Source organism: Hymenobacter rigui (assembly GCF_003944715.1).
Lineage (GTDB): Bacteria > Bacteroidota > Bacteroidia > Cytophagales > Hymenobacteraceae > Hymenobacter > Hymenobacter rigui.
In genome coordinates this window covers 65,570-90,818 of the sequence record NZ_RWIT01000001.1, presented here as the reverse complement: position 1 = coordinate 90,818, position 25,249 = coordinate 65,570, and the positions used below count along the sequence as shown (strand labels likewise).

25 protein-coding genes and 1 riboswitch are annotated in these 25,249 nt (G+C 61.2%); of the genes, 17 read left to right on the top strand and 8 right to left on the bottom strand.

Annotated features, from left to right (window positions below):
- Positions 1–46: 46 nt before the first annotated feature.
- On the bottom strand, positions 47–1,174 hold the full coding sequence (locus tag EI291_RS00295; RefSeq protein ID WP_125417275.1) for a PA14 domain-containing protein: 1,128 nt from the start codon (positions 1,172–1,174) through the stop codon (positions 47–49).
- A 207-nt stretch (positions 1,175–1,381) separates the two neighbouring features.
- On the opposite strand from EI291_RS00295, the gene EI291_RS23295 reads away from it, so the two are divergent.
- The 11 genes from EI291_RS23295 to EI291_RS00250 all read left to right on the top strand — a co-directional run bounded on the left by EI291_RS23295 (position 1,382) and on the right by EI291_RS00250 (position 14,398).
- A complete protein-coding gene (locus tag EI291_RS23295) occupies positions 1,382–1,513 on the top strand; it encodes a hypothetical protein (RefSeq protein ID WP_262697259.1) in 132 nt (43 codons plus the stop codon).
- 89 nt (positions 1,514–1,602) lie between these two features.
- A riboswitch (SAM riboswitch) is annotated at positions 1,603–1,716 on the top strand.
- Positions 1,717–1,789: 73 nt separating this feature from the next.
- Entirely contained in the window at positions 1,790–5,530 is a 3,741-nt protein-coding gene (gene metH, locus EI291_RS00290; protein ID WP_125417274.1) for a methionine synthase, read from the top strand.
- A 172-nt stretch (positions 5,531–5,702) separates the two neighbouring features.
- A complete protein-coding gene (gene metF / locus EI291_RS00285; RefSeq protein WP_125417273.1) occupies positions 5,703–6,659 on the top strand; it encodes a methylenetetrahydrofolate reductase [NAD(P)H] in 957 nt (318 codons plus the stop codon).
- 113 nt (positions 6,660–6,772) lie between these two features.
- A complete protein-coding gene (locus EI291_RS00280; RefSeq protein ID WP_205701547.1) occupies positions 6,773–7,243 on the top strand; it encodes a tetratricopeptide repeat protein in 471 nt (156 codons plus the stop codon).
- 276 nt (positions 7,244–7,519) lie between these two features.
- Positions 7,520–8,089, top strand: coding sequence for an energy transducer TonB (locus EI291_RS00275; RefSeq protein ID WP_125417272.1), 570 nt, complete (start codon positions 7,520–7,522; stop codon positions 8,087–8,089).
- Between the two features lie 62 nt (positions 8,090–8,151).
- Positions 8,152–8,679: a hypothetical protein gene (locus EI291_RS00270; RefSeq protein WP_125417271.1), complete on the top strand. Its 528-nt coding sequence runs from the start codon at positions 8,152–8,154 to the stop codon at positions 8,677–8,679.
- Positions 8,680–8,742: 63 nt separating this feature from the next.
- Complete coding sequence (locus EI291_RS00265; protein ID WP_170172438.1) at positions 8,743–10,287, top strand: N-acetylmuramoyl-L-alanine amidase; 1,545 nt, start codon at positions 8,743–8,745, stop codon at positions 10,285–10,287.
- A 301-nt stretch (positions 10,288–10,588) separates the two neighbouring features.
- On the top strand, positions 10,589–11,992 hold the full coding sequence (locus EI291_RS00260) for an L-lactate MFS transporter (protein WP_125417269.1): 1,404 nt from the start codon (positions 10,589–10,591) through the stop codon (positions 11,990–11,992).
- A gap of 81 nt (positions 11,993–12,073) precedes the next feature.
- On the top strand, positions 12,074–12,217 hold the full coding sequence (locus EI291_RS22660) for an MFS transporter small subunit (RefSeq protein WP_170172432.1): 144 nt from the start codon (positions 12,074–12,076) through the stop codon (positions 12,215–12,217).
- 93 nt (positions 12,218–12,310) lie between these two features.
- Positions 12,311–12,736, top strand: a complete 426-nt coding sequence (locus EI291_RS00255) for a putative signal transducing protein (RefSeq protein ID WP_125417268.1) — start codon at positions 12,311–12,313, stop codon at positions 12,734–12,736.
- Positions 12,737–13,039: 303 nt separating this feature from the next.
- Positions 13,040–14,398 (top strand): alpha-amylase family glycosyl hydrolase, encoded by a 1,359-nt coding sequence (locus tag EI291_RS00250; protein ID WP_240635313.1) that lies wholly within the window; start codon positions 13,040–13,042, stop codon positions 14,396–14,398.
- A 310-nt stretch (positions 14,399–14,708) separates the two neighbouring features.
- On the opposite strand, the gene EI291_RS00245 is transcribed toward EI291_RS00250, so the two are convergent.
- The 3 genes from EI291_RS00245 to EI291_RS00235 all read right to left on the bottom strand — a co-directional run bounded on the left by EI291_RS00245 (position 14,709) and on the right by EI291_RS00235 (position 17,867).
- Positions 14,709–15,188 (bottom strand): hypothetical protein, encoded by a 480-nt coding sequence (locus tag EI291_RS00245; protein WP_125417266.1) that lies wholly within the window; start codon positions 15,186–15,188, stop codon positions 14,709–14,711.
- Positions 15,189–15,287: 99 nt separating this feature from the next.
- The gene (locus EI291_RS00240) at positions 15,288–16,517 is read right to left on the bottom strand and encodes a molybdopterin molybdotransferase MoeA (RefSeq protein WP_125417265.1); all 1,230 of its coding nucleotides are present in this window, start codon (positions 16,515–16,517) and stop codon (positions 15,288–15,290) included.
- Positions 16,518–16,826: 309 nt separating this feature from the next.
- Complete coding sequence (locus EI291_RS00235; protein WP_170172437.1) at positions 16,827–17,867, bottom strand: RtcB family protein; 1,041 nt, start codon at positions 17,865–17,867, stop codon at positions 16,827–16,829.
- A gap of 322 nt (positions 17,868–18,189) precedes the next feature.
- Here EI291_RS00235 and moaC point away from each other — a divergent pair, with 322 nt between their 5' ends.
- Together moaC and EI291_RS00225 are read left to right on the top strand one after the other, a co-directional pair.
- The gene (moaC, locus tag EI291_RS00230; protein WP_125417263.1) at positions 18,190–18,678 is read left to right on the top strand and encodes a cyclic pyranopterin monophosphate synthase MoaC; all 489 of its coding nucleotides are present in this window, start codon (positions 18,190–18,192) and stop codon (positions 18,676–18,678) included.
- Positions 18,668–19,843 (top strand): NTP transferase domain-containing protein, encoded by a 1,176-nt coding sequence (locus tag EI291_RS00225; protein WP_125417262.1) that lies wholly within the window; start codon positions 18,668–18,670, stop codon positions 19,841–19,843. The genes moaC and EI291_RS00225 overlap by 11 nt, the downstream gene beginning before the upstream one ends.
- Positions 19,844–20,045: 202 nt before the next feature.
- Here the strand turns inward: EI291_RS00225 and EI291_RS00220 are convergent, their stop codons facing one another.
- Both EI291_RS00220 and moaD read right to left on the bottom strand, forming a co-directional pair.
- Positions 20,046–20,465 carry a molybdenum cofactor biosynthesis protein MoaE gene (locus EI291_RS00220; protein WP_125417261.1) on the bottom strand — a complete coding sequence of 140 codons (420 nt, stop codon included), beginning with the start codon at positions 20,463–20,465 and terminating at the stop codon, positions 20,046–20,048.
- A 105-nt stretch (positions 20,466–20,570) separates the two neighbouring features.
- Complete coding sequence (moaD, locus tag EI291_RS00215; protein WP_125417260.1) at positions 20,571–20,813, bottom strand: molybdopterin converting factor subunit 1; 243 nt, start codon at positions 20,811–20,813, stop codon at positions 20,571–20,573.
- Positions 20,814–21,000: 187 nt separating this feature from the next.
- Here moaD and moaA point away from each other — a divergent pair, with 187 nt between their 5' ends.
- The 3 genes from moaA (at position 21,001) to EI291_RS00200 (ending at position 23,367) form a co-directional block, all read left to right on the top strand.
- Positions 21,001–22,017 carry a GTP 3',8-cyclase MoaA gene (moaA, locus tag EI291_RS00210; protein WP_125417259.1) on the top strand — a complete coding sequence of 339 codons (1,017 nt, stop codon included), beginning with the start codon at positions 21,001–21,003 and terminating at the stop codon, positions 22,015–22,017.
- A 50-nt stretch (positions 22,018–22,067) separates the two neighbouring features.
- A complete protein-coding gene (locus EI291_RS00205) occupies positions 22,068–22,346 on the top strand; it encodes a DUF1294 domain-containing protein (protein ID WP_125417258.1) in 279 nt (92 codons plus the stop codon).
- Positions 22,347–22,566: 220 nt separating this feature from the next.
- Positions 22,567–23,367 (top strand): alpha/beta hydrolase, encoded by an 801-nt coding sequence (locus EI291_RS00200; protein ID WP_125417257.1) that lies wholly within the window; start codon positions 22,567–22,569, stop codon positions 23,365–23,367.
- A 98-nt stretch (positions 23,368–23,465) separates the two neighbouring features.
- Here EI291_RS00200 and EI291_RS00195 read toward each other — a convergent pair whose 3' ends face one another.
- On the bottom strand, positions 23,466–23,849 hold the full coding sequence (locus EI291_RS00195) for a nuclear transport factor 2 family protein (protein ID WP_125417256.1): 384 nt from the start codon (positions 23,847–23,849) through the stop codon (positions 23,466–23,468).
- An 84-nt stretch (positions 23,850–23,933) separates the two neighbouring features.
- On the opposite strand from EI291_RS00195, the gene EI291_RS00190 reads away from it, so the two are divergent.
- Entirely contained in the window at positions 23,934–24,743 is an 810-nt protein-coding gene (locus tag EI291_RS00190; protein ID WP_125417255.1) for a DUF2490 domain-containing protein, read from the top strand.
- A 123-nt stretch (positions 24,744–24,866) separates the two neighbouring features.
- On the opposite strand, the gene EI291_RS00185 is transcribed toward EI291_RS00190, so the two are convergent.
- Positions 24,867–25,169 (bottom strand): hypothetical protein, encoded by a 303-nt coding sequence (locus EI291_RS00185; protein WP_125417254.1) that lies wholly within the window; start codon positions 25,167–25,169, stop codon positions 24,867–24,869.
- Between the last annotated feature and the right edge of the window lie 80 nt (positions 25,170–25,249).

Genomic DNA, 25,249 nt, shown 5'->3' with positions numbered 1-25,249 from the left:
TGAACTTATGCCAAATTGATGTACATACACGAGGTAACCAGCCTCGTTACTGCACTATTACTTCTACCCGCCGGTTGCGAGGTCGTTCCTGCAGGTTCTGATTGTTAGCCACCGGCCGGGTCCCTCCGTAACCGCGCGCCTTTAACCGCACTGAATCTACCCCTTGCTGTATCAGGTAGTGTCGTACCATTTGAGCACGCTGCTCAGACAGCCGCAGATTCAGGGCGGCGTCGCCTACATTATCCGTATGACCGGCTATTTCCAGCTGCAAGCCCGGCTGCGCGCGCAGTGTGTGGGCCAGTGCATTTAGGGTTGGGCGCGAAGTTGGTAGCAGAGAGGCCGTACTCTGCGTGAAATACAGGTTGGGCAGCGTAACAGTAGTTCCTTTGCTCAATGCCCCCAAAGTAGCCAGTACCGCCACCTGCGTATCGGGCACGGCTACCGGAGCCACTGCAACCGGTGCCGCAGCAGCAGGGCGACGTGCCACAACAGCCCGGGCACTTCGGGCCGAAGTACGGGCCACGCTGCGCCTTAACGGGGTAGCTGGAGGCGCAGTGGATACCCGACTGGCCGGAACGGCCGGAGCAGTTACAACTGGAGACGCCGGGGGAGTTTCTTGCACAGGCACCGCCGTAGCTGGCAGCCGCTGATACAGGTAACGCGTGGGAATGCTTTCCGGCTCGGTGGAACCAGTTGGCGGTTGCCAGGCCAATTGGGCCCGCGAATCCCGGTCGAATTGAAAATACTCAACACGCACCGGGTAGTAGCGCCCAGCCGTCAGCTTCAGGTGCGCCGTCACCACCGCAACAGGCTGTCCGCGCCAGGAATTCACAATACGCTTACCACCCACCCATACCCGCATTCCATCATCGGTAGCAACCTGAAAAGTATACGTTCCCGTTGCCGGAGCATACAGGTAACCAGTCCAGCGCACGGAAAAATGCTCCCCTGGCACCCCAGGGCCCGGCGACACGAAATGGTCACCAGTGGGGCCAATTGTCCAGTTGAAATCAATGCCAGGGTCGGAGCGGGTAAGCACCAGTTTCTCAAAATTGTGGCCGTCGTAGTACTGCCCGCGCAGGCCAGTACCACTTGGCTGCTGGGCATGTGCGGTTGGGATACTACCCAGCAGGAGCAGCAGGATGATGGCCCGCGAATAGTGTATGTGTTGCATAGCTTTCGAAAATAGCACTCAGCCCGCGTGCACAATGTAAAAACTCAACCAACTCTTGTCCGCCGTCAATCTACCTGAAGCTGGCTCCTACCAGACCAACGAGAAACCGCTCGGTTTTCTTCTGTCGGTAGCCGGCAACTTGTTTTATCATGAGTTCGTACCTCTCTTACCAACAGGAAGTTCACCCAGCCCTGTTCATATTAAACTATGCCTACCAAGAAAACCACCACCGCTCATACCACCGCAAAAAAAGAAGATCCCTGCTGGAAAGGCTACGAGCAGGCCGGCACCAAAAAGAAAGACGGCAAAACCGTACCCAACTGCATTAAGAAAGATTAGCTGCCGTTTGGCACGCTGCAACAGGCCCGGCCGCACATGTGCGGCCGGGCCTGTTGTTTTTCGGGCGTTGCGGCGTATCTTCGTCCTGTTACTTATCCAGAAAGACCGAGGGATTGGGCCCGATGACGTCTTAGCAACCTGAAATCAAACAAGGTGCTAACTCCCTTTCCAGGGCCTTTGCGGGCGCTGGAAGAAGATAAGTGCGGAACCGGCCTTTGCGCCCGGCTCTTTCTGGATAGGCCCTTTTCGCCGCTGATTTCCTTTAGAAGAGCCGATATGCCGACCGTTTCCCCCGCCTCCGCCCCTGTTGCGTCACCCCTCCACGATATTCTGCGCCGCCGTGTGCTGATTCTGGATGGGGCTATGGGTACCATGATTCAGCGCCACACGCTCACGGAGGACGATTTCCGGGGCACGCGCTTTCAGGACCATTCGCACCCGTTGCGCGGCAATAACGACCTACTGAGCCTCACCCGGCCCGACATCATCAAAGGCATTCACGCCGAATACTTTGCCGCCGGGGCCGATATGGTGGAAACCAACACGTTTTCCGGCACCACCATTGCCCAGGCCGACTACGCCCTGGAGCACGTGGTGTACGAGCTGAACTACGAGTCGGCGCGCATTGCCCGCGAGGTGGCCGATGAGTTTGAGCGGCAGGACCCCACGCGCAAGCGGTTTGTAGCTGGCGCCATCGGGCCCACCAACCGCACCGCCTCCCTCTCGCCCGACGTAAACCGGCCCGGCTTCCGCGCCGTGACGTTCGACGAGCTGGCTACGGCCTACCTGGAGCAGGTGCGCGGGCTGATTGACGGCGGCTCCGACGCGCTGCTGATCGAAACCATCTTCGACACCCTGAACGCCAAGGCCGCCCTGTACGCGGTGCAGCAGTTCTTTGATGAAGGCGGCCGGGTAGTGCCCGTCATGATTTCGGGCACGATTACCGACGCCTCGGGCCGCACCCTGAGCGGGCAGACGGTGGAGGCCTTCTGGAACTCCATCCGCCACCTGCCGCTGCTGAGTGTGGGTTTGAACTGTGCCCTCGGGGCCGACCAGCTGAAGGTGTACATTCAGGAGCTGAGCCGCCTGGCCGACGTGCATATTTCGGCTTACCCCAACGCCGGCCTGCCCAACGCCTTCGGCGGCTACGATGAATCGGCCCAGGAATTTGCGGCGGTGGTGGAAAACTACCTGAAAGACGGACTGGTAACGGTGGTAGGCGGCTGCTGCGGCACCACGCCCCAGCACATTGCCGAGCTGGCCAAGCTGGCTGATAAATACCGGCCCCGGCCGCTGCCCGCCGTGAAGCCCGCCACCCGCCTCAGCGGCCTGGAACCCTTTGGCATTACCGAGCAGAGCCTGTTTGTGAACGTGGGCGAGCGGTGCAACGTAACCGGCAGCCGCGCCTTCGCCCGCCTTATCCGCACCGGCAACTACGAGGCGGCCCTGCAGGTGGCCCGCGACCAGGTAGAGGGCGGTGCTCAGGTGCTGGACGTGAACATGGACGAGGGCATGCTCGACTCGGAGCAGGCCATGACTACCTTCCTCAACCTGATTGCCTCCGAGCCCGACATTGCCCGCGTGCCGGTGATGATTGACTCCTCGAAGTGGACGGTGCTGGAAGCCGGCCTCAAATGCGTACAGGGCAAGAGCATCGTCAACTCTATTTCCCTGAAAGAGGGCGAGGAAGCCTTCCGCGCCCACGCCCACAAAGTGCGCCAGTACGGGGCCGCCGTGGTGGTTATGGCCTTCGATGAGCAGGGCCAGGCCGATAACTACCAGCGCCGCATCGACATCTGTAAGCGCAGCTACGACATCCTGGTCAACGAGGTAGGCTTTCCGGCCGAGGACATCATCTTCGACCCCAACATCCTGACCGTCGGCACCGGTATTGATGAGCACCGCAACTACGCTCTCGATTTCATTGAGGCCGTGCGTTGGATCAAGGCCAACCTGCCCGGAGCCCTGACCAGCGGGGGCGTCAGCAACATCAGCTTCGCCTTCCGGGGCAACGACGTGGTGCGCGAGGCCATGCATTCGGCCTTCCTCTACCACGCCATTCGGGCCGGGTTGGATATGGGCATTGTAAACCCCAGCCAGCTGGCCGTGTACGACGACGTGCCCCGCGAGCTGCTGGAGCTGGTGGAAGACGTGCTGCTCAACCGCCGCCCCGACGCCACCGAGCGCCTCGTAGACTTTGCCGAAACCGTAAAGGACCAGAAAGCCACCGGGTCCGGGGCCGTAACCAACACACTGGCCTGGCGGGAGCTGCCCGTGGCCGAGCGCCTGCAGCACGCGCTGGTAAAAGGCATTACTGAGTTCATCGACGAAGACACCGAAGAAGTACGCCAGCAGGTGGGCCGCCCCCTCGACGTGATTGAAGGCCCCCTGATGGCTGGCATGAACGTGGTAGGTGACCTGTTTGGGGCCGGCAAAATGTTTTTGCCACAGGTGGTGAAGTCGGCCCGGGTGATGAAGAAGGCCGTGGCGTATCTGCAGCCCTACCTGGAAGCCGAAAAAGCCGGCAGCGCCCGTCAGACGGCCGGCAAGATTCTGCTGGCCACGGTGAAGGGCGACGTGCACGACATCGGCAAAAACATTGTGGGCGTGGTGCTGGCCTGCAACAACTTTGATATCGTGGATTTGGGCGTGATGGTGCCCCTTGAGCGGATTCTGGACGAAGCCCAGAAGCAGCAGGCCGACGTTATCGGCCTCAGCGGCCTGATTACGCCCAGCCTCGATGAAATGGTGTACGTGGCCCAGGAAATGGAGAAGCGCGGGCTAAAAACCCCGCTGCTCATTGGCGGGGCTACCACTTCCCGCCTGCACGCGGCCGTGAAAATTGCGCCCAACTACAGCGGCCCCATCGTGCACGTGAACGATGCTTCCCGCTCGGTGGGCGTGGCCGCGGGCCTTCTGGGCTCGGGCAAGGATGCCTACGCCCGCACCGTGCGCGACGAGTACGACACCCTGCGCCACGACTACGCCGGCCGCCAGCGCGAGAAGAACTACCTGCCCATTGAAGCCGCCCGCGCCAACGGCTTCAAGGCCGACTGGGCCACCACGCCCATCGTGAAGCCCACCTTCCTCGGCACCCAAACCCTCGACAACTACCCCCTGGCCGAGCTGGCGGAGTACATCGACTGGACGCCGTTCTTCCATACCTGGGAGCTGAAGGGCCGCTACCCGCGCATCCTCACTGATGAGCACGCGGGCGAAGCAGCTACCCAGCTCTTCAACGATGCCCAGACCATGCTGCGCCGCATTATTGATGAGCAGTGGCTGACGGCCAGGGCCGTGCTGGGTTTCTGGCCGGCCAACACCGTGCAGCACGATACCATTGAGGTGTACCAGGACGACTCCCGCCAGCAGGTGCAAACGGAGTTCTTCACCCTGCGCCAGCAGAGCGAAAAAGCCGAAGGCGTGCCCAACCTAGCCTTCTCCGACTTCCTGGCCCCCCGCGAGTCGGGCCGGGCCGATTACCTGGGCGGGTTTGCCGTCACGGCCGGTATTGGCATCGAAAAGTGGCTGGAGAAGTTCGAGCAGGAACACGACGATTACTCCAGCATCATGCTCAAAGCCCTGGCCGACCGCCTCGCGGAGGCCTTTGCCGAGCGCCTGCACCAGCGGGTACGGGAGGAATTCTGGGGCTATAACCCGGCCGAAAACCTCAGCAACGAAGACCTGATTCAGGAGAAATACCAGGGTGTGCGCCCGGCCCCCGGCTACCCCGGCTGCCCCGACCACACCGAGAAAATCACCCTGTTCCAGCTGCTCGACGCCGAAACCCAGACCGGTATCCGTCTCACCGAAAACCTGGCCATGTACCCGGCCTCGTCGGTGAGTGGCCTGTACTACGCCCACCCCAGCAGCCGCTACTTCGGCCTCGGCCGCATCGGCCAGGACCAGGTAGCCGACCTGGCCGAGCGCAAGCACATGCCCTTCGCGGAGCTGGAACGCTGGCTGACCCCCAATCTCAACTACGACCCGGCGGCCGTGTCGGCAACGGCACTGTAACAGGGCCCCAACCCCGGCCTTCTCTGCTTGATGCGCAGAGTACTCCGGGAGAGGGCTGCCAGACAAATAATTACTTCATCAGCGCGTATGGCCGGAGCTATACGCCATAGCATAGCCGCTCCGTCAGGCTCCCCTCTCCCGGAGGGGAGGGGCCGGGGGTGGGGTCCCACCAATGAAAGTAACCGACCATATCACCCGCGCTGACGGCCGCACGCTGTTTTCCTTTGAGGTGCTGCCCCCTAAAAAGGGCGAGAACATTCAGACGCTGTTCTCCAATATTGAGCCCCTGATGGAGTTCAAGCCGCCGTTTATTGATGTCACCTACCACCGCGAGGAGTACGTGTACCGGCAGCACCCCAACGGTTTGCTGGAAAAGAAAACCGTGCGCCGCCGCCCGGGCACCGTGGGTATTTGCGCCGCCATTAAGAACCGCTTCGATGTGGATACGGTGCCCCATCTAATCTGCGGAGGCTTTACCAAGGAGGAAACCGAAAACGCCCTCATCGACCTGCATTTCCTGGGCATCGACAACGTACTGGCCCTGCGCGGCGACCCCATCAAGAGTGAGGGCCGGTTTCAGCCCGAGCCTGACGGGCACAGCTATGCCTGCGACCTGATCGGGCAGGTGGCGGACCTGAACAAGGGTGCCTATCTGGACGAGGAGCAGGACGATACCTGGGCCACCGATTTCTGCATTGGCACGGCCGGCTACCCCGAAAAGCACTTCGAATCCCCCAGCCACGCCACCGACCTGCGCTACCTCAAGCACAAGGTAGACCGGGGGGCCGAGTACATCGTGACGCAGATGTTTTTCGATAACGAGCAGTTTTTCTCGTTTGAGCGCCGGTGCCGGGAGGCGGGCATCACCGTGCCCATCATTCCGGGCCTGAAACCCATTACCACCAAGGCCCAGCTCACGGCACTGCCCCGCGCCTTTTACCTGAACCTGCCCGACGAGCTGGTGGACGCCGTGCACCTGGCTCCCGACAATGCGGCAGCCCGCGAAGTTGGCATTGAGTGGTGCATCAACCAGAGTAAGGAGCTAATGGCCCATGGTGTGCCGGTGCTGCACTACTATAGCATGGGCAAATCAGAAAGCATACGGCGGGTGGCGGCGGCACTTTTTTAAGCGCAAACTTGTGAAAGGTGAAATTGTGAACTGTTCGGCTAACTGTACTTTCTGACTTCGCGTACTGCCAGGATTCCCGTATTTCACAAGTTCACCTTTCACAAACCCATTCCTTGGATTCCCTCGACGACCTGTTTGCCCGCCTGCGCGGGGCCTCAACGCCTACTGAAATAGAGGCATTACAGGAAGGCATCTGGCAGATCTGGCTGACCACCGACCATCCGTTGCTGGATAAGCACCTGGAGGCCGGCATGCGCGCCCTGGCAGCGGAGGAATATACGGTGGCTATTAACGAGTTTACGGAGCTGACAACCGCCTCACCTGAGTACGCTGAGGGTTGGAACAAGCGGGCCACCGCCTATTTTCTGCGTGGCGAATACAAAGCCTCCATCACCGATATCCGCGAAGCGCTTCGGTTGGAGCCCCGGCACTTCGGAGCCTTATCGGGCTGGGCAACCATTCTACGCACCATCGGCGACAACCGGTCCGCACTGTATGTGTTGCGCCGCTTGGAGAAGTTATGCCCGGCGTGGCCCGGGCTCCAAAATCAACTCCGCAGCCTGCAGGATTTGCTGGATGATTAACATCCTGCAGGTCACAGGTAACTTGACAGGCTAGGTGAATAGTTGTATATTTCCCGGACCGACAAACTTTAATGCCAATCCCCCCGGCATTGGTTTGTGTACGTCTGCTGCCTTTGCAGAGACTGTATATGGCTTCACACCTATATTCCCACCCGCGCCGACCGAGGGCACAATTGCATTAAGACAATAATTTCTTTCCCTGAAAAGCGAGCCGACTGGTTTTCCAGCCGGCTGTTCCGGCGTTTTGCTCCGTCTACACTTCCCACGATTCCCACCATGAAACAACTTTTACTGCTGTGCTTACTACTGGTCAGCGTCGGTGCCCAGGCCCAGAAACTACGTAAAACCGATGCCGGCAGCGGCATACTGGACAAAGGCGAGAAAGTCGGTGTGTGGGAGTATTATGCCTATACCCGCGACGGCAGCCAGGTAATTGCCCAGAAATACGACCACACGACGAAGAAGCTGGTGTTCTTCCGACCTTTTGATGATGTACCGTACGCGGTGCAAACCGCCGGCGGCGAATGGACGCGGCAGCGGGTTACTCATCCTATCTTCTTTATCGGGGGTGATGCAGCGCTGGCTCCTTACATGAGCAAAATGGCCTACCCCTCTGCGGCTCAAACCAAGAATGTGCAGGGTCGGGTAGTGGTATCCATCGTAGTCGATACGCTGGGCCACGCTACCGACCAGCAGGTGCTGTTCGGTATCGGCTACGGCTGCGACGAGGAAGCTTTACGGGTAGCCCGCACTATTCCCGACCAGTGGATTCCGGCCCGCATTGGCAGCCGGGCGGTGGTATCGAAGTACGAACTGCCTTTCACGTTCCGGTTGCGGCCACAATAGCCGAAGGTTACCCGCGTAGCGCATAGTTAACCGCCGACGCTCCATTCCCGTATCTTGTGGCCATGAAAAAGCACGTTTTGTTTGGGTTGGCAGCAGCCGGTTTGCTGCTGGCGGCCTGCGACTCGACGCCGCGGGAGCGGCAGGATATGGTGAAACAGGAGGCCCGCAAGCTCGATACCGTAGTGGATGAGGCCGCCGCCAAGCTGCGCGTGGCCGGCCGCCGCGCCGCCCGTTTCGACTCGGTGTCGAAATCCCGCAGCCGCCAGCCCCTGGACAAAGCCGCTGAAACGGCCCTGACCAACGAGCTGCTGGGCACGTACGCGGAGGTGGAAGCCCTTACGCCCGCCACCATTGAGCCGGCCTTCGTGCAGTTCATGCAGCAGGTGCGGGCCCGCCGCCGGCAGTGGACCCAGCGCGACTGGGACTATGCCACCGCCATCAGCCGCCGCCTCAACGCGCAGTTCCGCAACATCCGCCTCGACATCAAGGGCCGCGACGAGCTGCACATCCGAGCTCTACAAACCGAGTTTACAGCGCTGGAAACCGGCCGTGACGTGAAGGATCTGGGTGATGCGGTTAAGCAACCGTAACAGACTTTCCTGTGTATGTTCCCAAGCCCCGCCCTGCGCGGGGCTTTTGCATTACCAGTGCCTATGTTGCTCCGTACTCTGCTTAGTTTACTACTTTTCGGCTCTTTGTGCGCACCTACTGTGGTGGCGCAGAAGCGCCCTCTCGCGCAGTCTGCCCCACCTCAGCCGGTTATTACTTCCGCCGAAACGGTACCGGCCCAGGACCAATGGCTGCAGCCCGGCGACAGGCTGCAGGTGCGGCTGCTGGGCACGCCGGGTTTGCAGGCCTCGTTTCTGGCTGGCAAGCCACTTATCGAACTACTGCCGGCCCAAGCGCAGGGCAAACGGGGCGTGTACCAGGGCACCTACGTGGTGCAGCCCGGCGATACGCTCCGGAACCGCCGTATTGATTTTAAGCTAGGACCAGACGACAGCACAGCGGTAGTGGCGTTCAGCCGCAACCAAATCCGGTTTCTGAACCCCAGCGAGCCGCAGCTGGCCCGCACGAGAGGGGAACTGGCGTATCTGAATTATGGACTGGGTGAAGACCGACTGGGTGGGGCCAAGATGGGCTACCTTGATTCGGCGGTGGTGCTGCACCTGACGGGCCGCGTGGACAACCAGTACCGCGTGCAGCTCTCGGAAACCCAAACCGCCAGGGTACCGCAGGACGTGGTGCGCCTGCTGCCGCCGGGCGGCTTCGTACCGTCGTCTCTCACCGGCTCCTGGAGCGTGCAGGGCGACTCCACGTACGATTACGTGCGGGTGCCGCTTACCCAGCGCCTGCCTTACCGCTCCCAGCTGCTCACGAAGCCAGGGCGGCTGGTGGTCGATATTTTCGGGGCCACCTCCAACACCAACTGGATAACTCAGCGCGACGGACTGCGGGAGTTGGGCGACGTCACTTATGAGCAGGTGCAGCCCGATGTATTCCGGCTGGTGCTGCAGCTGCGGCATCGCCAGAGCTGGGGCTACCACATCGGATACCGGGGTAACACGCTGGAAATTCGGGTAAAGCGGCCACCTCAGAAGCTGCGCCTGCGGGGCCTCACGGTGGCCATAGATGCCGGCCACGGCGGCACTAATATGGGCACCACAGGTCCCACCGGAGCCCGTGAAAAAGACCTGACCCTGGCCATTGCCCTGAAGCTGCAGCGGGAACTGGAGCAGGCCGGGGCCCGCGTACTCATGACCCGCACTACCGACGCCACCGTGGATAATGGCGACCGGGTGCTGCTGCTGCGCCGCCTCAACCCTGATGTCCTCATCAGTATCCACGTCAACTCCAGCGGCAGCACCACCACCCAGGGCACCAGCACCTACTACCGCTACGTGGCGTTCCGGCCCTTGTCGGTAGCGCTGTATGAGCAGATGCGCGGTACCGGGCTGGCGGGCTTCGGCAACGTGGGCAGCTTCAACTTTGGCCTGAACGGGCCTACTGAATACCCCAACGCCCTGGTCGAAACGGCCTTTGTATCGAACCCCGACGACGAAAAGCGCCTCACAAGCCCACAGTTTCAGCAGCGCATGGCCGAGGCCATGAAGCGGGGCCTGGAGCAGTTTCTGAAAAGTACCCGTGCCAAAGGCCCGCGCGGCTGGCTGCTGGGTGAAGCCGCTACCAATGATTAGACGGCACTAGCTGTAAATAACTGCGACTATTAGCAAATCAATCTGAAAAGAGAGGATGTAGATGTGTACCTACATCCTTTTTGCACGTATGCGGGATACATCCTGCACCGCAACCGGTTGCCGGTTCTGCACAACTAGCACAAAGGCCTATAGCTTTTTAGCAAAAAATAGTTGAGCTACTGACACCAAAGGCCTTCAGGTGCTTCTACCTTATTGGCGGCCAATGCGTACAGCCAACACCCCGCTACTCCTGTCACCGGGCCAGCTCGTTCTTTCACTCTCCCAAAATCCCATTCATTCTATGGCAACTGATTCGTTACTGGACCGAAGCCGCACCGTTGCCGGGCCGGGCTACAACCGGTGGCTGGTGCCCCCCGCCGCGTTGGCTATTCACCTGGCCATTGGGCAGGCTTACGCTTTTAGCGTGTTTAACAAGCCGCTGGGCGCCCTTATCAGCGGCGACGTAAACAAGCCCGCGCCGGATGATTGGACGCCTACTCAAATCGGCATCACTTTCTCCATTGCCATTGTGCTGCTGGGCTTATCAGCGGCTATTTTTGGGAAGTGGCTGGAGCGGGTAGGCCCCCGCAAGGCTATGCTGGCCTCGGCACTATGCTTTGGTGGCGGCTTTTTGATTGCCTCCCTAGGGGTGCACTTGCACAACATCTGGCTGGTATACTTCGGCTACGGCTTCGTGGGCGGCATCGGGCTGGGCATTGGGTACATTTCGCCGGTAAGCACCCTGATCAAGTGGTTTCCGGACCGCAAAGGAGTGGCAACGGGTATGGCCATTATGGGTTTTGGCGGCGGAGCCATGATTGGCTCGCCATTGGCCAATAACCTGATGAACCAGTTCAAGGATTCCGCTCCGCAGGGGGTGGCCCCCACCTTTATTGTGATGGGTATTATTTACCTGCTGTTCATGCAGTTTGGTGTCTGGACCATTCGGGTGCCCGCCGACGACTGGAAGCCGGCCGGCTACGTGCCCAGCACCGAGCACAACGCCATGATTACCACAGCCAACGTATCGGCCGATAACGCCATCAAAACGCCGCAGTTCTGGCTGCTATGGGTGGTGCTGCTCACCAACGTGACGGCCGGTATTGGTGTATTGGAAACGGCTTCGCCGCTTATTCAGGAAACCTTCTCGGATGGGGCCATGGGCGCGGGCCGGGGCGTAACGGCGGCGGCGGCGGCCGGTTTTGTGGGCCTGCTGAGTTTGTTTAACCTGCTGGGCCGCTTCTTCTGGTCGTCGGCTTCCGATAAGCTGGGCCGCAAGATGACGTACGCCATTTATTTTGGCTTGGGTATCCTGCTGTATGCCCTAGTGCCCACGCTGGGTCACAATCTGCAGCTGGCGTTGTTTGTAGCCGTGGCCTGCGTGATTATCAGCATGTATGGCGGGGGCTTTGCCACGGTGCCGGCCTACCTCTCCGATATGTTCGGAAAATACCAGGTAGGGGCTATTCACGGCCGTTTGCTCACGGCCTGGAGCACGGCCGGTGTACTGGGTCCGCTGATTGTGCACACACTGCATGAGCATGCCAAGGCCCAGGGCCTGACCGGCGCCGCCGCCTACCAAAACGTATTCTACACCATGGCCGGCGTGCTGGTACTGGGCCTGCTGGCCAACCTGGCCGTGCGCCCCGTGAAGGAAGAATACTACGAGAAAGGCCCCGTAACCGTGGAAGCCGGCGGACACTAATCACAGTTTCCAGTTGCTGGTTTTCAGTTTCTGGTTGCATTCCGGAAACCCAAAACCATCACCCTAACCTCCGAAATCATCATGAATAACAACCCTTCAACTACTCCTGTGCCCGAGGCCTCTTCCATGGGAGCCTCGGCCGTTCTGGCCTGGCTGTACGTGGGCATTCCGCTGCTCTGGGGCGTGTCACAAACCTTCATCAAGGCGCTGGCCTTGTTTAAGTAGGTTTTCTGCCCCGAATTTGTCATCTTCAGAAGCACCCCACCGGGTGCTTCTGCTGTTATAGGCCCGTACGGCCGCCCGGCTTCGCCTTTTGTCATGTCTTCGGATTCCGCTGCTCCTGCTAACATCGTTTTGCTCGATTCCTTTTCGGATGCCATTGCTGCCCACCTGGCCAAAAACCAGCTGGAAGCGGCCGGTATCCCGTGCTTTCTCAGCAACGAAAGCCGGCCCTACGGCCCCGTGCTCGGCAGCGTGCGGCTGTTTGTGCGGCAGCCCGACGTAGCCGCCGCCCAGGCCACCCTGCATCCGCAACGCTCCGTGATGCACGCCATGCCCCCCGAAGCCCCCGACGGAGCTCCCACCGACGCGCCCCGCTGCCCCCGCTGCCACCACACCGACGTAATGTGCCGCCACCAGCCCCAACCCCAGGACAACCTGTTTGTGAAGCTGCGCCTGTGGCTGCTGGCCCCCGAACGGCCGCAGTGCCACTGTTTCCAGTGCGGCTTCGATTTTGAGGGGTGAGGTTGCTGTGCCGTTGCATGCACCCACAATCGGAGTACGGCAACTTCCGGGCTGGCTTGGTAGCGGTGTACCGGAATCGAATGCTTACTAATGGAAGCTGCCTAAGCGGTTGATTCGCCAGTGCAGCGACGCCCATTTCTCTTCCGGTGTTGGATAAAAACGACTTGTATTGTGCAACGACAAGACAACATTCGGCGACTTTACACTACTCCGGCTGTTTTCCGGCCAGCGTTTCTATCCGCGTTTCCCCTGCACTTCATGTCATTCTTTACCACTGTTCTCAGGCATAGCCTGCCCGTTTTTATGGCCGCCGGTTTACTGGTGGGCTGCTCCAGTAAAGAATCGGACCCGGCCAAGCCCGATGACCCTACCACGCCTGTCACTCCTACGCCCACGCAGTACGGTACGCCCTTCAATGCCGTGCCCGACCGGCAGGACGCAGTCATTTACCAGGTAAACATGCGGGCCTTCAGCGCGGGCGGCAAATTTGCGGGTGTTACGGCCCGGCTGGACTCCATCAAGGCCCTGGGCGTGAACACCATTTACCTGATGCCGATATACCCGATTGGCTCACTGCGGGGCGTGAACTCACCCTACGCCGTGCAGGATTACACCGCCGTAAACCCGGAATTCGGTACGCTCACCGATTTACGCACCCTCGTGGACGGGGCGCACCAGCGGGGTCTGGCCGTCATGCTCGACTGGGTAGCCAACCATACCAGCTGGGACAATGCTTGGATTCAGCAACACCCCGACTGGTACCAACAGAACGGAGCCGGCCAGATTATCAGTCCGCCTAATAGCGGCTTCACCGATGTGGCCCAGCTCAACTTCAGCAGTGCCCCGATGCGCCTGGCTATGATTTCGGCCCTGAAATCGTGGGTGTACACGGCCAATGTGGACGGTTTCCGCTTCGACTATGCCGACACTCCGCCCGCTGATTTCTGGAAGCAGGCCGTGGACACCTTGCGCAACATCAAAACCCACAAGCTGCTGCTGCTGGCCGAGGGCAACCGCAGCAACCACTTCACCGCGGGCTTCGACTATATTTTCGGCTTTAACTTCTACGGCGGTATTTACCAGGTGTACAAAAACGGTGCTGCCGCTACTGCTTTTGATGGATTAAACACTACGGAGTACGTGGGAGCCACCGGCACCCAGCAGGTGGTGCGCTACACCACCAACCACGACGTAAACGGCTCCGACGGCACGCCCGTAACGCTGTTCGGGGGCCAGAATGGCGCTTTGTCAGCGTTTGTGGTGGCCAGTCTCTACAAGGGCGTACCGATGGTGTACAACGGCCAGGAAGCGGGCATGAGTGCCGCTATTCCCTTCCCCTTTACCTCCGTAAAAGTGCAGTGGGATACGCAGCCGGCCATTACCAGGGCGCACAAGCAGATTCTGAAGGCCCGCGCCGCCAGTCCGGCGCTGCGCCACGGTACGTCCACCGGCTACAGCTCCGCCGATGTGTGCGCCTTCACCAAAGTCGACGGTGCCGACCAGGCCTTCGTGCTGGCTAATACCCGCAATACTTCGGTGCAATACACAGTGCCCACCGCCCTGGCCAACTCCACCTGGACCGATGCCCTGCGCGGGGGCTCCGTAGCGGTGGGCACCACGGTTACGCTGCCGGCTTATGGGTACATGGTGCTGCGGAAGTAGCCAATGAAGTATCAAATTCCCATCTGCCGGTCGGCTTTAAGTTGATACCGCTGTATAGCCACGCAACCACCCCACCGTAGCAACTCCCACAGGCGCAGCCTTCCGACAACTTGTTCGGGAAGCTGCGCCTGTTGTCATTGCGCACGAGTGGCTCAGGCATCCCTGCCTTTAGTGCATAGTGCAGACTGGATTTTGAGGGGTGATGTTGCGTTGGCCGCGCGCTACGTACTATACCTGAGGCAAACAGATTATGCTATGATTATGTCTGTATCATCACCCCACTATGCAGAAGCAGTAAACGGCGTATTGCCTACAGCGGCAGTCGGTTGAAAACTACTCTGACCGGTGGTCCACCCATCGTGAACGTGCCCGAGTACGTGCCGCTCACTACCTGAGGGGTAACAGATTCCACTTTCAAGGTGGCTTGACTTCCACCATCCTGAAAACCCGGACCGGTGATTGTGACGGGCGTAATCACCACCGGCACATCCAGGGCCACTGGTCCCACCGCAGGGAATTCGCTCCCCGCATAATTATACGTCATGGTCGAAACCGAGCCGTTAGGCAAGGTCACACGTAGCACAATGGCACGACGTGGCTGATTACCAGGACCATTGGCGACAGCAGTAACATAGCTGACGCTAGGTAGTGACAAGGCAACGGCTGCTCCGCTGCCTTCGGCGTAGGTAGCCGTTGCAGGCACAGGTGCCGGAGCATCTGTATCATCGTTATTACAGGCCGTAAGCATCCCAAGTGCAGGGAGCAGAAGGAGAAGAGAGAGGTACTTCATCGGGCCAAGGTAGCAGCCCTCCGTGAATAATCGGTAAGCAGAGCATACCTAAGCAGCCGCAAGCTGCTTTTCACACTTAAACGGTTTATAATTACATATCTACCCCCGAAACCGCCACATCGGCAGCACCGTGTCTTTGGGGAAGTGTTCCTGCTCCGGCGGTAGCTCCAGGAAGCCGCTGGAGGTGAGCAGGCTGGCCATGTCGCCGGAGCCGCCGGCGCGCTCAGGGGTAGCCAGCAGGCGGCCGTCAGGGCCGGCTTCCAGGCTCACCAACAGGAAGTGCGTCATGGGCGGCTTAAAGTCGACGGGCTGGGTGAGTACGGCGGACACAGGTGCGGCCCCGGCGGCCGAAGTGCCGGCGGGCTGCTGCACGGCCAGCAGCCAGGGCCGGGCGTAGCGGTAGAAGTTCACGAACGTGGACACCGGGTTGCCGGGCAGCGCAAATACCACCGCTCCGCCGGGCTGCTGCCCGAACCAGAACGGCTTACCCGGCCGCTGCTTCACCTCATGAAACACCTGTTCCACGCCCAGCTCCCGCAGCACACCCGGCAGAAAATCGGCCTTGCCCATCGACACGCCCCCGCTGAGCACCACCGCATCGAAGCCGGCCAGCAGGGCGGGCAACCCCTGGCGCAGCGCGGCGGGGTCGTCGTCGAAGTGGAAGATTTCGGTGCGGGCCCCGGAGGCTTCGGCGGCGGCCTGGAGCATGATGGCATTGGAGCGGCGGATCTGGTGGGCCTGGGGCTGCTCGGTGATGGGCACCAGCTCGTCGCCGGTGCTCACCACGGCCACCCGCGGCCGCCGCGACACGGCCACGGTGGCGGCCCCTACGGTAGCGGCCACGGCTACTTCGGCGGGTTCCAGGCGGGTGCCTGCGGGCACCAGCAGGTCGCCTTGGTGGCGGTCGGCGGCCTGGGGGTGCACGTTGTGGCCGGCCCGGGGCGGCAGCGCCTGCACGGTGGCCCAGCGCTGGCCCGCCGCATCGGTGCGGAACGTAAGGTCCTCGTAGCGAATCACGGTATCCACGCCGGGCGGCAGCATGGCCCCGGTCATGATTTCCACGGCGGCCGTGGCCTCGGGCAGCGGCTGGGGCGACTGGCCGGCAAACTGGGTGTGGTGAATGCGGAACTCCGTCTGGCCTGCCGCCAAAGCCTCGTAGCGCACGGCCATGCCGTCCATAGCTACCCGGTTGAAGGGCGGAAAGTCCCGGTCGGCGCGCAGGTCCTCGCGCAGCACGCGGCCGGTGGCGAGGCTCAGGGAAAGATGCTCCACGCCCAGCGGGCGAATGGTGGCGGCAACGAGGCGGGTGGCTTCAGCAACAGAAATCATAGGGATAAATGTAGCACAAGCTTTAGCTTGTGCCGTTTCCCAACGAATAAGGCCGCTGGTTGTTTGGAAAGGCGGATGTAGAGACGCAATATCTTGCGTCTCGTTGTTAAACAATCAGGAACTGTACTACTCAAACAACATCAGCAACGACGAGACTCGGAGTGTCGCGTCTCTACATCGGCTGGTAACCTTGTGTAGCTGACCGAATAGTAGCGCGAACTTTGTAGTTCGCGCCCCCGAACGACAACCGAACAACAGCCGCCCAAACGGCGCGGGGACGCGAACTGCAAAGTTCGCGCTACTGCTTGTCTACACTCCGGTGAATTTCACGGTTACGATGGGCGTCGTTTCGTCACACCGAATGAGGTGGGGCTGGGTGGTCAGCAACTCGGAGGAGTCTTTATAGGCGAAGTCAAACTCTTGCAGTATGCTGCTGTCAAAGTCGCCCTGCCGGTTGAGCAGCTCCGGGAAGCGCTGCCGGTAAGCGTCCTTCTCCGCCTTTTTAAGCGAGTGCCAGAACTTAAGCGTATCAGTACGGCTCAGCTGCCGGCCCGCACCGTGGGCGCAGCTCCAGAGAGCAGTTTCGGCGGCGGAGTGCCAGGGGTTGGCCCGCACGATGAGGGAGCCCCGACTCATCGACAGCGGAATCACCACCATCCCATCAACCGGCAGCTGGGTGCTGCCTTTGCGGTGAATTACCCCCTGAGGCGTGAATTCGAGCAGGTTGTGGCAGCTGTCGGCCACCACGGGCTGACCACTGGCCACGTACTGATTGCGGCGCAGGAAGTCGTAGGTTTTGGCCAGAAACTCTTGCCGCCGGCTGGCCGCGTACGTGAGCACCCGCTGGTACTCCTGCCGGTACGCCGGGGTGGCCACGTCAAGCGGCAGCCATTCCTGGCCGGGGTTGTGCTGTTGCAGCAATTGCCGGTTTTGCTGGTACATGTACACGCCCAGGTTGCGGCTCCCGGTATGCACAATAACGTACAGGAAGTCGGCCGACTCTTCCAGCGACAGGAAGTGGTTGCCGCCGCCCAGGCCCTCGTCGGTCATGTGGTGTACCTCCCGTTCCAGGGCCCGGTAGTGCCGGGCTTTGTCGAACGGGCGCAGCACCTCCGCCCGGGGAATGCGCAGGTAGGCCACCCCGCAGCCCATGTCTTTGCCAGTGACCAGCGGGTAGAATACGTCGGTGGTCTGGAAGGCCACTCCTACCGGGATGGACCGCTCGGAGCAGTAATGAATGTCGGGAAAGACGGCAATCCGGCCGATGGTGGGTTGGTGCTCGAAGGCGAGCAGGGATTGTAGCGCGTTCTGCTCCACGGCGCTACAATCCGTGAAATAGACTGTTTTCACGGGGTCTTCTTTACGAAATAAGTAAGCGGGGCGCGCCTCGGGGAGCAGCCGCATAGTGGGCGCGCAATCTTCAGGGTCTCAGCATAGACCGTTGCAAAGATGTCGAAAAAATCAATCCGGCAGCTATGGTGGTTATTTCACTCGCCTTGCACTGACTGCCGGGCCAGCGTAGTAGCGCGAACTTTGTAGTTCGTGCCCCTGCGCTGTTCGAAAAGACCATTCGAGGCGCGAACTGCAAAGTTCGCGCTACTTTCCGGGCGGTACCTTCGTACAGGACTTACTCTCCACTTTCCTCACTCACAAGCTGACGCTTGTGCTACCTATGTCCGACTCCGCTAAACTCACCCACCTCAACGACGCCGGCCAGCCCGCCATGGTGGACGTGGGCGCCAAACAACCAACCCGCCGCGTGGCGCGGGCCCGCAGCCGCGTGGTACTCGGCCCCGAAATCATGGCTTTGGTGAAAGAAGGCGACCTGCCCACCCGCAAGGGTCCCGTGTTTCAGACGGCTATTCTGGCTGGCATCATGGGAGCCAAGCGCACGTCGGAGCTGATTCCGCTATGTCACCCGCTGGGTCTGGATAACTGCCAGGTGACCATTGAAGTAGATGGTCCCGACGCCGTGCTGATTGAGTGCACGGCCACCGTGACGGGCAAAACCGGCGTCGAGATGGAAGCCCTGACCGGCGCCTCGGTAGCGGCCCTCACCATCTACGACATGTGCAAGGCCCTCTCGCACGACATTCTCATTCAGGAAACCCGCCTCATCAGCAAAACCGGCGGTAAACAGGACTTCCACCATGCCGGATAACGCCCCCGCCGACAAACCCCGCAGCAAGCACGCCCAGCTGGCCCGCCCATATGGTGGCGAGTTTGGCCGCCACGAGCTGGCCATTCTGGGTGCCCCCTGTGGCCGCATCAAGGAGCTGGCCGCCCGGCTGCTGCCGCTGCTGGCCGCCACCCTGCGCGTGGCTTACGTGGACGCCGACCACGCCGCCGCCGATGCCGTGCGCAACGGCACCACTCCCGAAACCGGCATGCTGGCCGCCGGGGCCAGCGCCGAGCTGACCGACAACATCCGCTTCGCCCGCCTCGATGTAAAGCGACCCCTCGACCGGTTCAGCCAGCCCGATCTGCTGCAGCACCAGAACCTGGTGCTGGTAAACGGCAACCATTTCCGGGCCGCCCAGCAGCTGGTCATCCTGGACCCCGCCAAGCCCGTGGAAAAGAAGCTGGACCGCCTCACCAACGTGCGGGCCCTGCTGCTGCCCGAAGGCGTCACGGAAGTGCCCGCTTACCTGCAGGCGCACTTAGGCGAAGCATCGGTACCGGTGCTGCCCCTGCACGATACCGCCGCCATTGTCCAACTGATTCTGGAAGAATGGCGCGCCGCCGCGCCGCCGCTGCGGGGCCTGGTGCTGGCCGGCGGCCGCAGCCAGCGCATGGGCCAGGACAAAGGCAAGCTGGCCTACCACGGCCAGGAGCAGCGCGCCTACGCCGCCGAGCTGCTGGCCCCCTTCTGCCAGGACGTGCACGTTTCCTGCCGCCCCGACCAGGTGGTGGAGCTGGAATACGCCGGCCTGCGCCCTCTGCCTGATACCTTCACCGACCTGGGCCCGCTCAGCGGCATCCTCTCCGCCCTGCGCCTCGACCCCAACGCCGCCTGGCTGGTAGTAGCCTGCGACCTGCCGTTTCTGTCCGAAACCACCTTGGCCCACCTCGTGCAACACCGCCAGCCGGCCCGCCTCGCCACCGCCTTCCAGAGCCCCGAAAACGAGTGGCCCGAGCCGCTGATTACCATCTGGGAGCCGGCCAGCTACCCGCAGCTGCTGCGTTTCCTGAGCCTGGGCTACAGCTGCCCCCGCAAAACCATCATCAACTCCGACGTAGCCGTACTGCCCGCCCCCGCCCCCCAGGAGCTGCGCAACGTGAACACGCCCGAGGAAGCCGAGCAGGTGCGCCAGGAGCTGGAGTAACGCGTACACAAAACGTCATGCAGAGCCTGCGAATAATCTCGCGTGCTGAGGCTGAAGCGCAAAAAAGAACGTCATGCTGAGCTTGCCGAAGCCTCTCGCGTGCTTACGTTGGGATAGTAACCCGAGGTCAGCACGCGAGAGGCTTCGGCAAGCTCAGCATGACGTTCTGCTTTTACCTAAAGCCGATGGACTTGACTAGCCGCTACGGGTGCGCCGCTACCCACACGTCACCGTCCTCGTAGAACTCCTTTTTCCAGATGGTGACCACCTGTTTCAGGGTGTCGATGATGTACTGACAGGCGGCGAAGCTCTCAGCGCGGTGGGGCGTGGAGACGGCCACGACCACGGCCACGTCGCCGATGTGGAGGGTGCCTTTGCGGTGAATGACGGTTATTTTTTCCACCATCGGCCACTGCTCGGCAGCCTGCTCGGCTACTTTGCGGAGCTGGTGCAGGGCCATGCTGTCGTAGGCTTCGTACTCGAGGCGCACCACGGGGCGGCCGGTGCTCTTGTTGCGCACCGTGCCGATGAACGTATTGATAGCGCCCGCCCCGTCGGCTTCCACGCTGCGTAGGGCAGCCGAAACGTCGATGGGTTGGTCGGTGAGGTCGATGTGGATCAAGGGAAGAATGGGATTGACTTGAGGTAGAGATGCTTCGGCAAGCTCAGCATGACGTTCTGGACTGCCTAAAAACTGACAACCAACAACTAGCAACTGACGCGGAAATTACCCACCGCTTACCGGCGGAATCAGGGCTATTTCGTCGCGCTCCTGCAGCGGGGTATCGTCGGCAGCATACTCGTTGTTGACGGCTACGGCCAGGCTGCTGAGGCGGGCCAGCTCGGGGTAGCGAGCATGCAGGCTCTGGAGCAGGCCCTGGGCCGACTGGCCTTCGGGCGCGGAAACCTCTAGTGTGGGCTGCCCCACGATTTCGCGGGCAATGCCAAACAAAGCAATTTTCAGGTTCATTGGTTATCTAGTAGTTCTTGTTCAGAAAGGCGGCCGCCCCGGGGCCAGAGCCGTTGCAAGATCGGGTAAGGAGGCCAACCTGGCCGCCTCTTTTCGGGCCGGCGCAGTTTACCCGAACGCAAAAGGCTTATTTACGTTGTTTGTTTGACGGCGCGGACCCCGCAGCCGGTATTTTGCCCCTTCGCTTATGTCTGCTGCTGTACCCTCCGTTCTGTTTGATAACCATGGTCGCCCGCTGGAATACCTGCGGCTGGCCGTCACGGACCGGTGCAACCTGCGCTGCTTCTACTGCATGCCCGAGGAAGGCATCAAGTACCTGCCCAAGCAGGAGCTGCTGACCTATGAGGAAATGGAACGGCTGGTAGCCATCATGGCCGGCCTGGGTGTGCGCAAAGTGCGCCTCACGGGCGGGGAGCCGTTCGTGCGCCGCGACCTGGTGCCGTTCATGGACCGCCTCAGCCAGATTCCGGGCATCACGGAGCTGACCATGACCACCAACGGCGTGCTCACCGCGCCCCACGTGCCCGAGTTGGCCCGCATGGGCCTGAAAGCCGTGAACCTGAGCCTCGACACCCTCGACCGGGCCCGTTTCGCCAGCATCACCCGCCGCGACGAGCTGCCCCGCGTGCTCGACACGCTATACGCGCTGCTGGCGGCCGGCATCCGGGTGAAAATCAACGCGGTGGTAATGGACGGGCAGAACACCCAGGACCTGCTGCCCTTGGCCGAGCTGACCCGCGACCTGCCGGTGGATGTGCGCTTCATCGAGGAAATGCCCTTTAATGGCCACAGCCACGAAGCCACGCCCGCCACACTGCCCTGGAATCACAACCGCATCCGCGAGCATCTGGCGCTGAACCTGGGCGAGCTGACGCCGGTGCCCACCCGCTCCGGCGACACGGCCTCGCACTATACCGTAGCCGGCCATCAGGGCCGCCTGGGCATCATTGCGGCCTACTCGCGCACCTTCTGCGGCACTTGCAACCGCATCCGCCTCACGGCCGAGGGCGGCCTCAAAACCTGCCTCTACGACCAGGGCGTGCTCGATATTCGGGCTTTGCTGCGCGGCGGTTCCTCGGATGAGCAGATTGCCGACGCCCTGAAATCGGCGTTCCGCAACCGCGCCGCTAATGGCTTCGAGGCCGAAAGCCAGCGCCCTGTGCACCAGCTCAGCTTTGAGTCGATGAGTACGATTGGGGGGTAAGCAGAACCGTCGACGCGTAACTTGCGGCTCCGCCCGTTTCGCCTCCCCCCATGACCGTACTCCTGATCAGCCTGCTGTTTTTCAACCTGCTGTGCTTCCTGCTGTTCGCCCTCGATAAACGGAAAGCCCGGCGCGGAGAGCGGCGCATCCCGGAAAAAACGCTGCACCTCGCCACGCTACCCGGCGCGGCCCCCGGCGCGTGGGCAGCCATCCTGCTGCTGCACCACAAAAACCGCAAAGCCGCCTTCTGGAGCATCACGCTGCTGCTGACGCTGCTGCAAGGCGCGGCGCTCTATTTTATATGGACGTACCTGCCGGTGTCACTATAGCTGTGGCGAATACAAACTACTGACTGAAAAGAAGCCCTTTGTGGTCATTCGCTGAGCAGTGTAGAGACGCGACACTTCGCGTCTCCTCGGATGCGCCGTCCGAACGAAATCGGCCAACGCTGAGACACGAAGTGTCACGTATTTACAGGCTGCCTCCATCGTGCATAAAACTGGTGTGACCATATAGTATCCCGTGTAAATCTGGTATCCTTGACCTACTATGAAGGTATTATTCTGGATACTGGGTGTGGGGGCGGCGCTGTACGTGGCGGTGTGCGTGCTGCTGTATTTTCAGCAGGAGCGGCTGCTGTTCTTCCCCGCTAAACTACCGGCCAATTACCGTTTCCGGTTCAGCAACCGGTTTGAGGAGCGGTGGATTCCGACGGCCGACGGCACCCGCCTGCACGGCCTGCTGTTCCCGGCCGATTCCGCTTCCGAAGGCTTGATTTTCTACCTGCACGGCAACGGCGGGGCCCTGGATAGCTGGGGCGAGGTGGCGGCCACCTACACCCGGCTGGGCTACAGCGTGTTCCTGCTCGATTACCGGGGCTACGGCAAAAGCGGGGGCCGCATCAGCAGCCAGGCCCAGCTGCTCGCCGACGTGGACATGGCCTACCAGCAACTCACGCGCGAATTCGCGGAAGGCCAAACCATACTGCTAGGCTACTCGCTGGGCACCGGGCCGGCGGCGTGGCTGGCCGCCCGGCACCACCCGCGCCTGCTGGTGCTGCAGGCCCCCTACGCCAGCATGCGGGCCATGGCGCGCCAGCACTATCCCTGGGTTCCGCCCTTCATCGTACGCTACCCACTGGCCACCGATGAGGTGTTGTCTCGCGTATCGGCCCCCATCGTCATCTTCCACGGCGACCAGGACGAGGTTATCAGCCCCACCTCCACGGCCCGGCTCCGGCAGCAGCTCAAGCCCCGCGACCAGTTCATCACCCTACCCGGTGCGGGCCACAACGGCATGACCGACAACCCCGACTACCAGCGCGCCATCCGGCAGGTGCTTGCGGAGTAGATATCAGTAGTGAGTAGTGAGTATGTAGAAAATCATCGACAACATGATGATCAAACAGATGAAGAAAATCTAACTACTAGATACTCACGTCTAACTACTCAAAACATGCCGTTGCCGCTTTTATCCTCGGCGGGAATCACCTGCAACACGTCCCAGTGCTCCACGATTTTGCCGGCTTCGTCGAAGCGGAAGATGTCGATGCCGGCGTAGTCGTGGTCGTGGGGCCAGTGCTGGTGGCAGTGCAGCACTACGTGGTCGGCTTCGGCCAGGGCCCGCTTGATGGTGACGTGCTTGCCGGGGTACTCGCGCTGCATCCGCTCGAAGTAGTCGATGAAGCCCTGCTTGCCGTCGGCCACGTGGGGGTTGTGCTGGATGTACTCGTCGCCCGCATAGCACCGGATGGCTTCGGCGGGCTGGCAGTCGTTGAACATCAGCTGGTAGAAGGCAATGGCCGTTTGTTTGTTCTGCTCGGGTGATGCCATGAGAAGGAAGGTTGGATGCAGTTGGCTGTACGCAGGAGCTTGCGCTTGGGTGGAGCCCCGCGGGTTTTCTACCTTCGGGCCCTGATGCTGCCCTCTTCCCATCACCCGATTCTGCTCACCAGCCTGCTGGGCCTGCTGCCGCTTGCCGCCCCGGCTCAGACCAACGCCGTGCCCGACCGCCAGGTGGGCACCTGGCTTATCGGCACCGTGGTGCTGCCCGGCGGCCCCAAGCACTGGGGTGGCTACGCCGAGGTACAGACCCGCGCCAACGGCCTGGGCCGGCAGTTTTTCTACACCGAGCTGAAGGGCGGCGTGAGCTACGACGTGGCCAAGAACTTCACGCTGATGTTGGCCGGGGGCCGCTACTCCACCGCCGACTACCGCGACCTGAGCGCCGGCCCCTTGAACGTGGAAGGCCGCCTGTGGCAGCAGCTCACCCTCACCCAGCTGACGTCCCGGCTTAAGCTGGAGCACCGCTACCGCATGGAAGAACGCTGGTTTCGCTTCCGCGACGACGTGGTGCCCGCGGGCCAGCGCCGCTACCGCACCCGCCTGCGCTACCGCTTCAATACGCTGCTGCCCCTCAACCATCCCACCTTCACCGACCATACCGTGTTCCTGACGGTGTATGACGAGGTATTCTTCAACCCACGAGGACCGTTTTTTGAGCGCAACCGCCTGTTTGCAGGCCTGGGCTACCAGTTCGATAAGCACCTGACGGTGCAGGCCGGCTGGCTGAACCAGGCCAACTACACCGCCGCCAGCTACCGGCAGAACGTGTTTACGCCCCAGACCACCGTGGCCAAAAACAACGTGGCTCTGTCCGTCATCTACCGCCTGAGCCGCAAAGCCAGCACCGCCCCTCCCGAGTTCGTGCCCTCCCAGCCGGATTAGTGGTGAGTAGCAGATATTGAGTAGTGAGACGTTAGTACTGAGTAACAGACGCCTCAGGCGTTTTGCGACTAGCTTCTGTTACTCACTACTTGATACCCAATACTCACTACCAAACCCTCACTACTACCCCGGCACCAGGTGCAGCGTGAGGGTATGGCGGGCCTCGCCGGCGTAGTGCATGTGCAGCTCCAGCGTCAGGTGTTGCGCGGTAACGGACCGGATGAGCAGGTGCAGGGCCGTTTCATTGCCGGCCTGCACAATTCTGCCGGCCTGCTTTACCCAGCCGGTGGTCGGGGAGGTTGGCTGGTTGAGCGTGCTGAAGTCAAACACTACACCTTCGCCCATGCTCCAGTAGCCCTGAAACGGTTGTGGACCAGCTTCAATACGCACCGTTTTCCAGACCTGACAGAGTATTCGTTCTTCCATACGCGGGCACCTGTTCCCGGGGCGTAATGGCCTGACAACTCCTGCGGGTATATGAATGGGGAGCCGGGGCCGCAAGGTAG

Bases quoted from the DNA above. Each gene is read 5' to 3' on its own strand.
- EI291_RS00295 (WP_125417275.1), bottom strand. From the start codon at position 1,174: ATGCAACACATACACTATTCGCGGGCCATCATCCTGCTGCTCCTGCTG.
- EI291_RS23295 (WP_262697259.1), top strand. From the start codon at position 1,382: ATGCCTACCAAGAAAACCACCACCGCTCATACCACCGCAAAAAAAGAA.
- metH (WP_125417274.1), top strand. From the start codon at position 1,790: ATGCCGACCGTTTCCCCCGCCTCCGCCCCTGTTGCGTCACCCCTCCAC.
- metF (WP_125417273.1), top strand. From the start codon at position 5,703: ATGAAAGTAACCGACCATATCACCCGCGCTGACGGCCGCACGCTGTTT.
- EI291_RS00275 (WP_125417272.1), top strand. From the start codon at position 7,520: ATGAAACAACTTTTACTGCTGTGCTTACTACTGGTCAGCGTCGGTGCC.
- EI291_RS00270 (WP_125417271.1), top strand. From the start codon at position 8,152: ATGAAAAAGCACGTTTTGTTTGGGTTGGCAGCAGCCGGTTTGCTGCTG.
- EI291_RS00265 (WP_170172438.1), top strand. From the start codon at position 8,743: ATGTTGCTCCGTACTCTGCTTAGTTTACTACTTTTCGGCTCTTTGTGC.
- EI291_RS00260 (WP_125417269.1), top strand. From the start codon at position 10,589: ATGGCAACTGATTCGTTACTGGACCGAAGCCGCACCGTTGCCGGGCCG.
- EI291_RS22660 (WP_170172432.1), top strand. From the start codon at position 12,074: ATGAATAACAACCCTTCAACTACTCCTGTGCCCGAGGCCTCTTCCATG.
- EI291_RS00255 (WP_125417268.1), top strand. From the start codon at position 12,311: ATGTCTTCGGATTCCGCTGCTCCTGCTAACATCGTTTTGCTCGATTCC.
- EI291_RS00250 (WP_240635313.1), top strand. From the start codon at position 13,040: ATGGCCGCCGGTTTACTGGTGGGCTGCTCCAGTAAAGAATCGGACCCG.
- EI291_RS00245 (WP_125417266.1), bottom strand. From the start codon at position 15,188: ATGAAGTACCTCTCTCTTCTCCTTCTGCTCCCTGCACTTGGGATGCTT.
- EI291_RS00240 (WP_125417265.1), bottom strand. From the start codon at position 16,517: ATGATTTCTGTTGCTGAAGCCACCCGCCTCGTTGCCGCCACCATTCGC.
- moaC (WP_125417263.1), top strand. From the start codon at position 18,190: ATGTCCGACTCCGCTAAACTCACCCACCTCAACGACGCCGGCCAGCCC.
- EI291_RS00225 (WP_125417262.1), top strand. From the start codon at position 18,668: ATGCCGGATAACGCCCCCGCCGACAAACCCCGCAGCAAGCACGCCCAG.
- moaD (WP_125417260.1), bottom strand. From the start codon at position 20,813: ATGAACCTGAAAATTGCTTTGTTTGGCATTGCCCGCGAAATCGTGGGG.
- moaA (WP_125417259.1), top strand. From the start codon at position 21,001: ATGTCTGCTGCTGTACCCTCCGTTCTGTTTGATAACCATGGTCGCCCG.
- EI291_RS00205 (WP_125417258.1), top strand. From the start codon at position 22,068: ATGACCGTACTCCTGATCAGCCTGCTGTTTTTCAACCTGCTGTGCTTC.
- EI291_RS00200 (WP_125417257.1), top strand. From the start codon at position 22,567: ATGAAGGTATTATTCTGGATACTGGGTGTGGGGGCGGCGCTGTACGTG.
- EI291_RS00195 (WP_125417256.1), bottom strand. From the start codon at position 23,849: ATGGCATCACCCGAGCAGAACAAACAAACGGCCATTGCCTTCTACCAG.
- EI291_RS00190 (WP_125417255.1), top strand. From the start codon at position 23,934: ATGCTGCCCTCTTCCCATCACCCGATTCTGCTCACCAGCCTGCTGGGC.
- EI291_RS00185 (WP_125417254.1), bottom strand. From the start codon at position 25,169: ATGGAAGAACGAATACTCTGTCAGGTCTGGAAAACGGTGCGTATTGAA.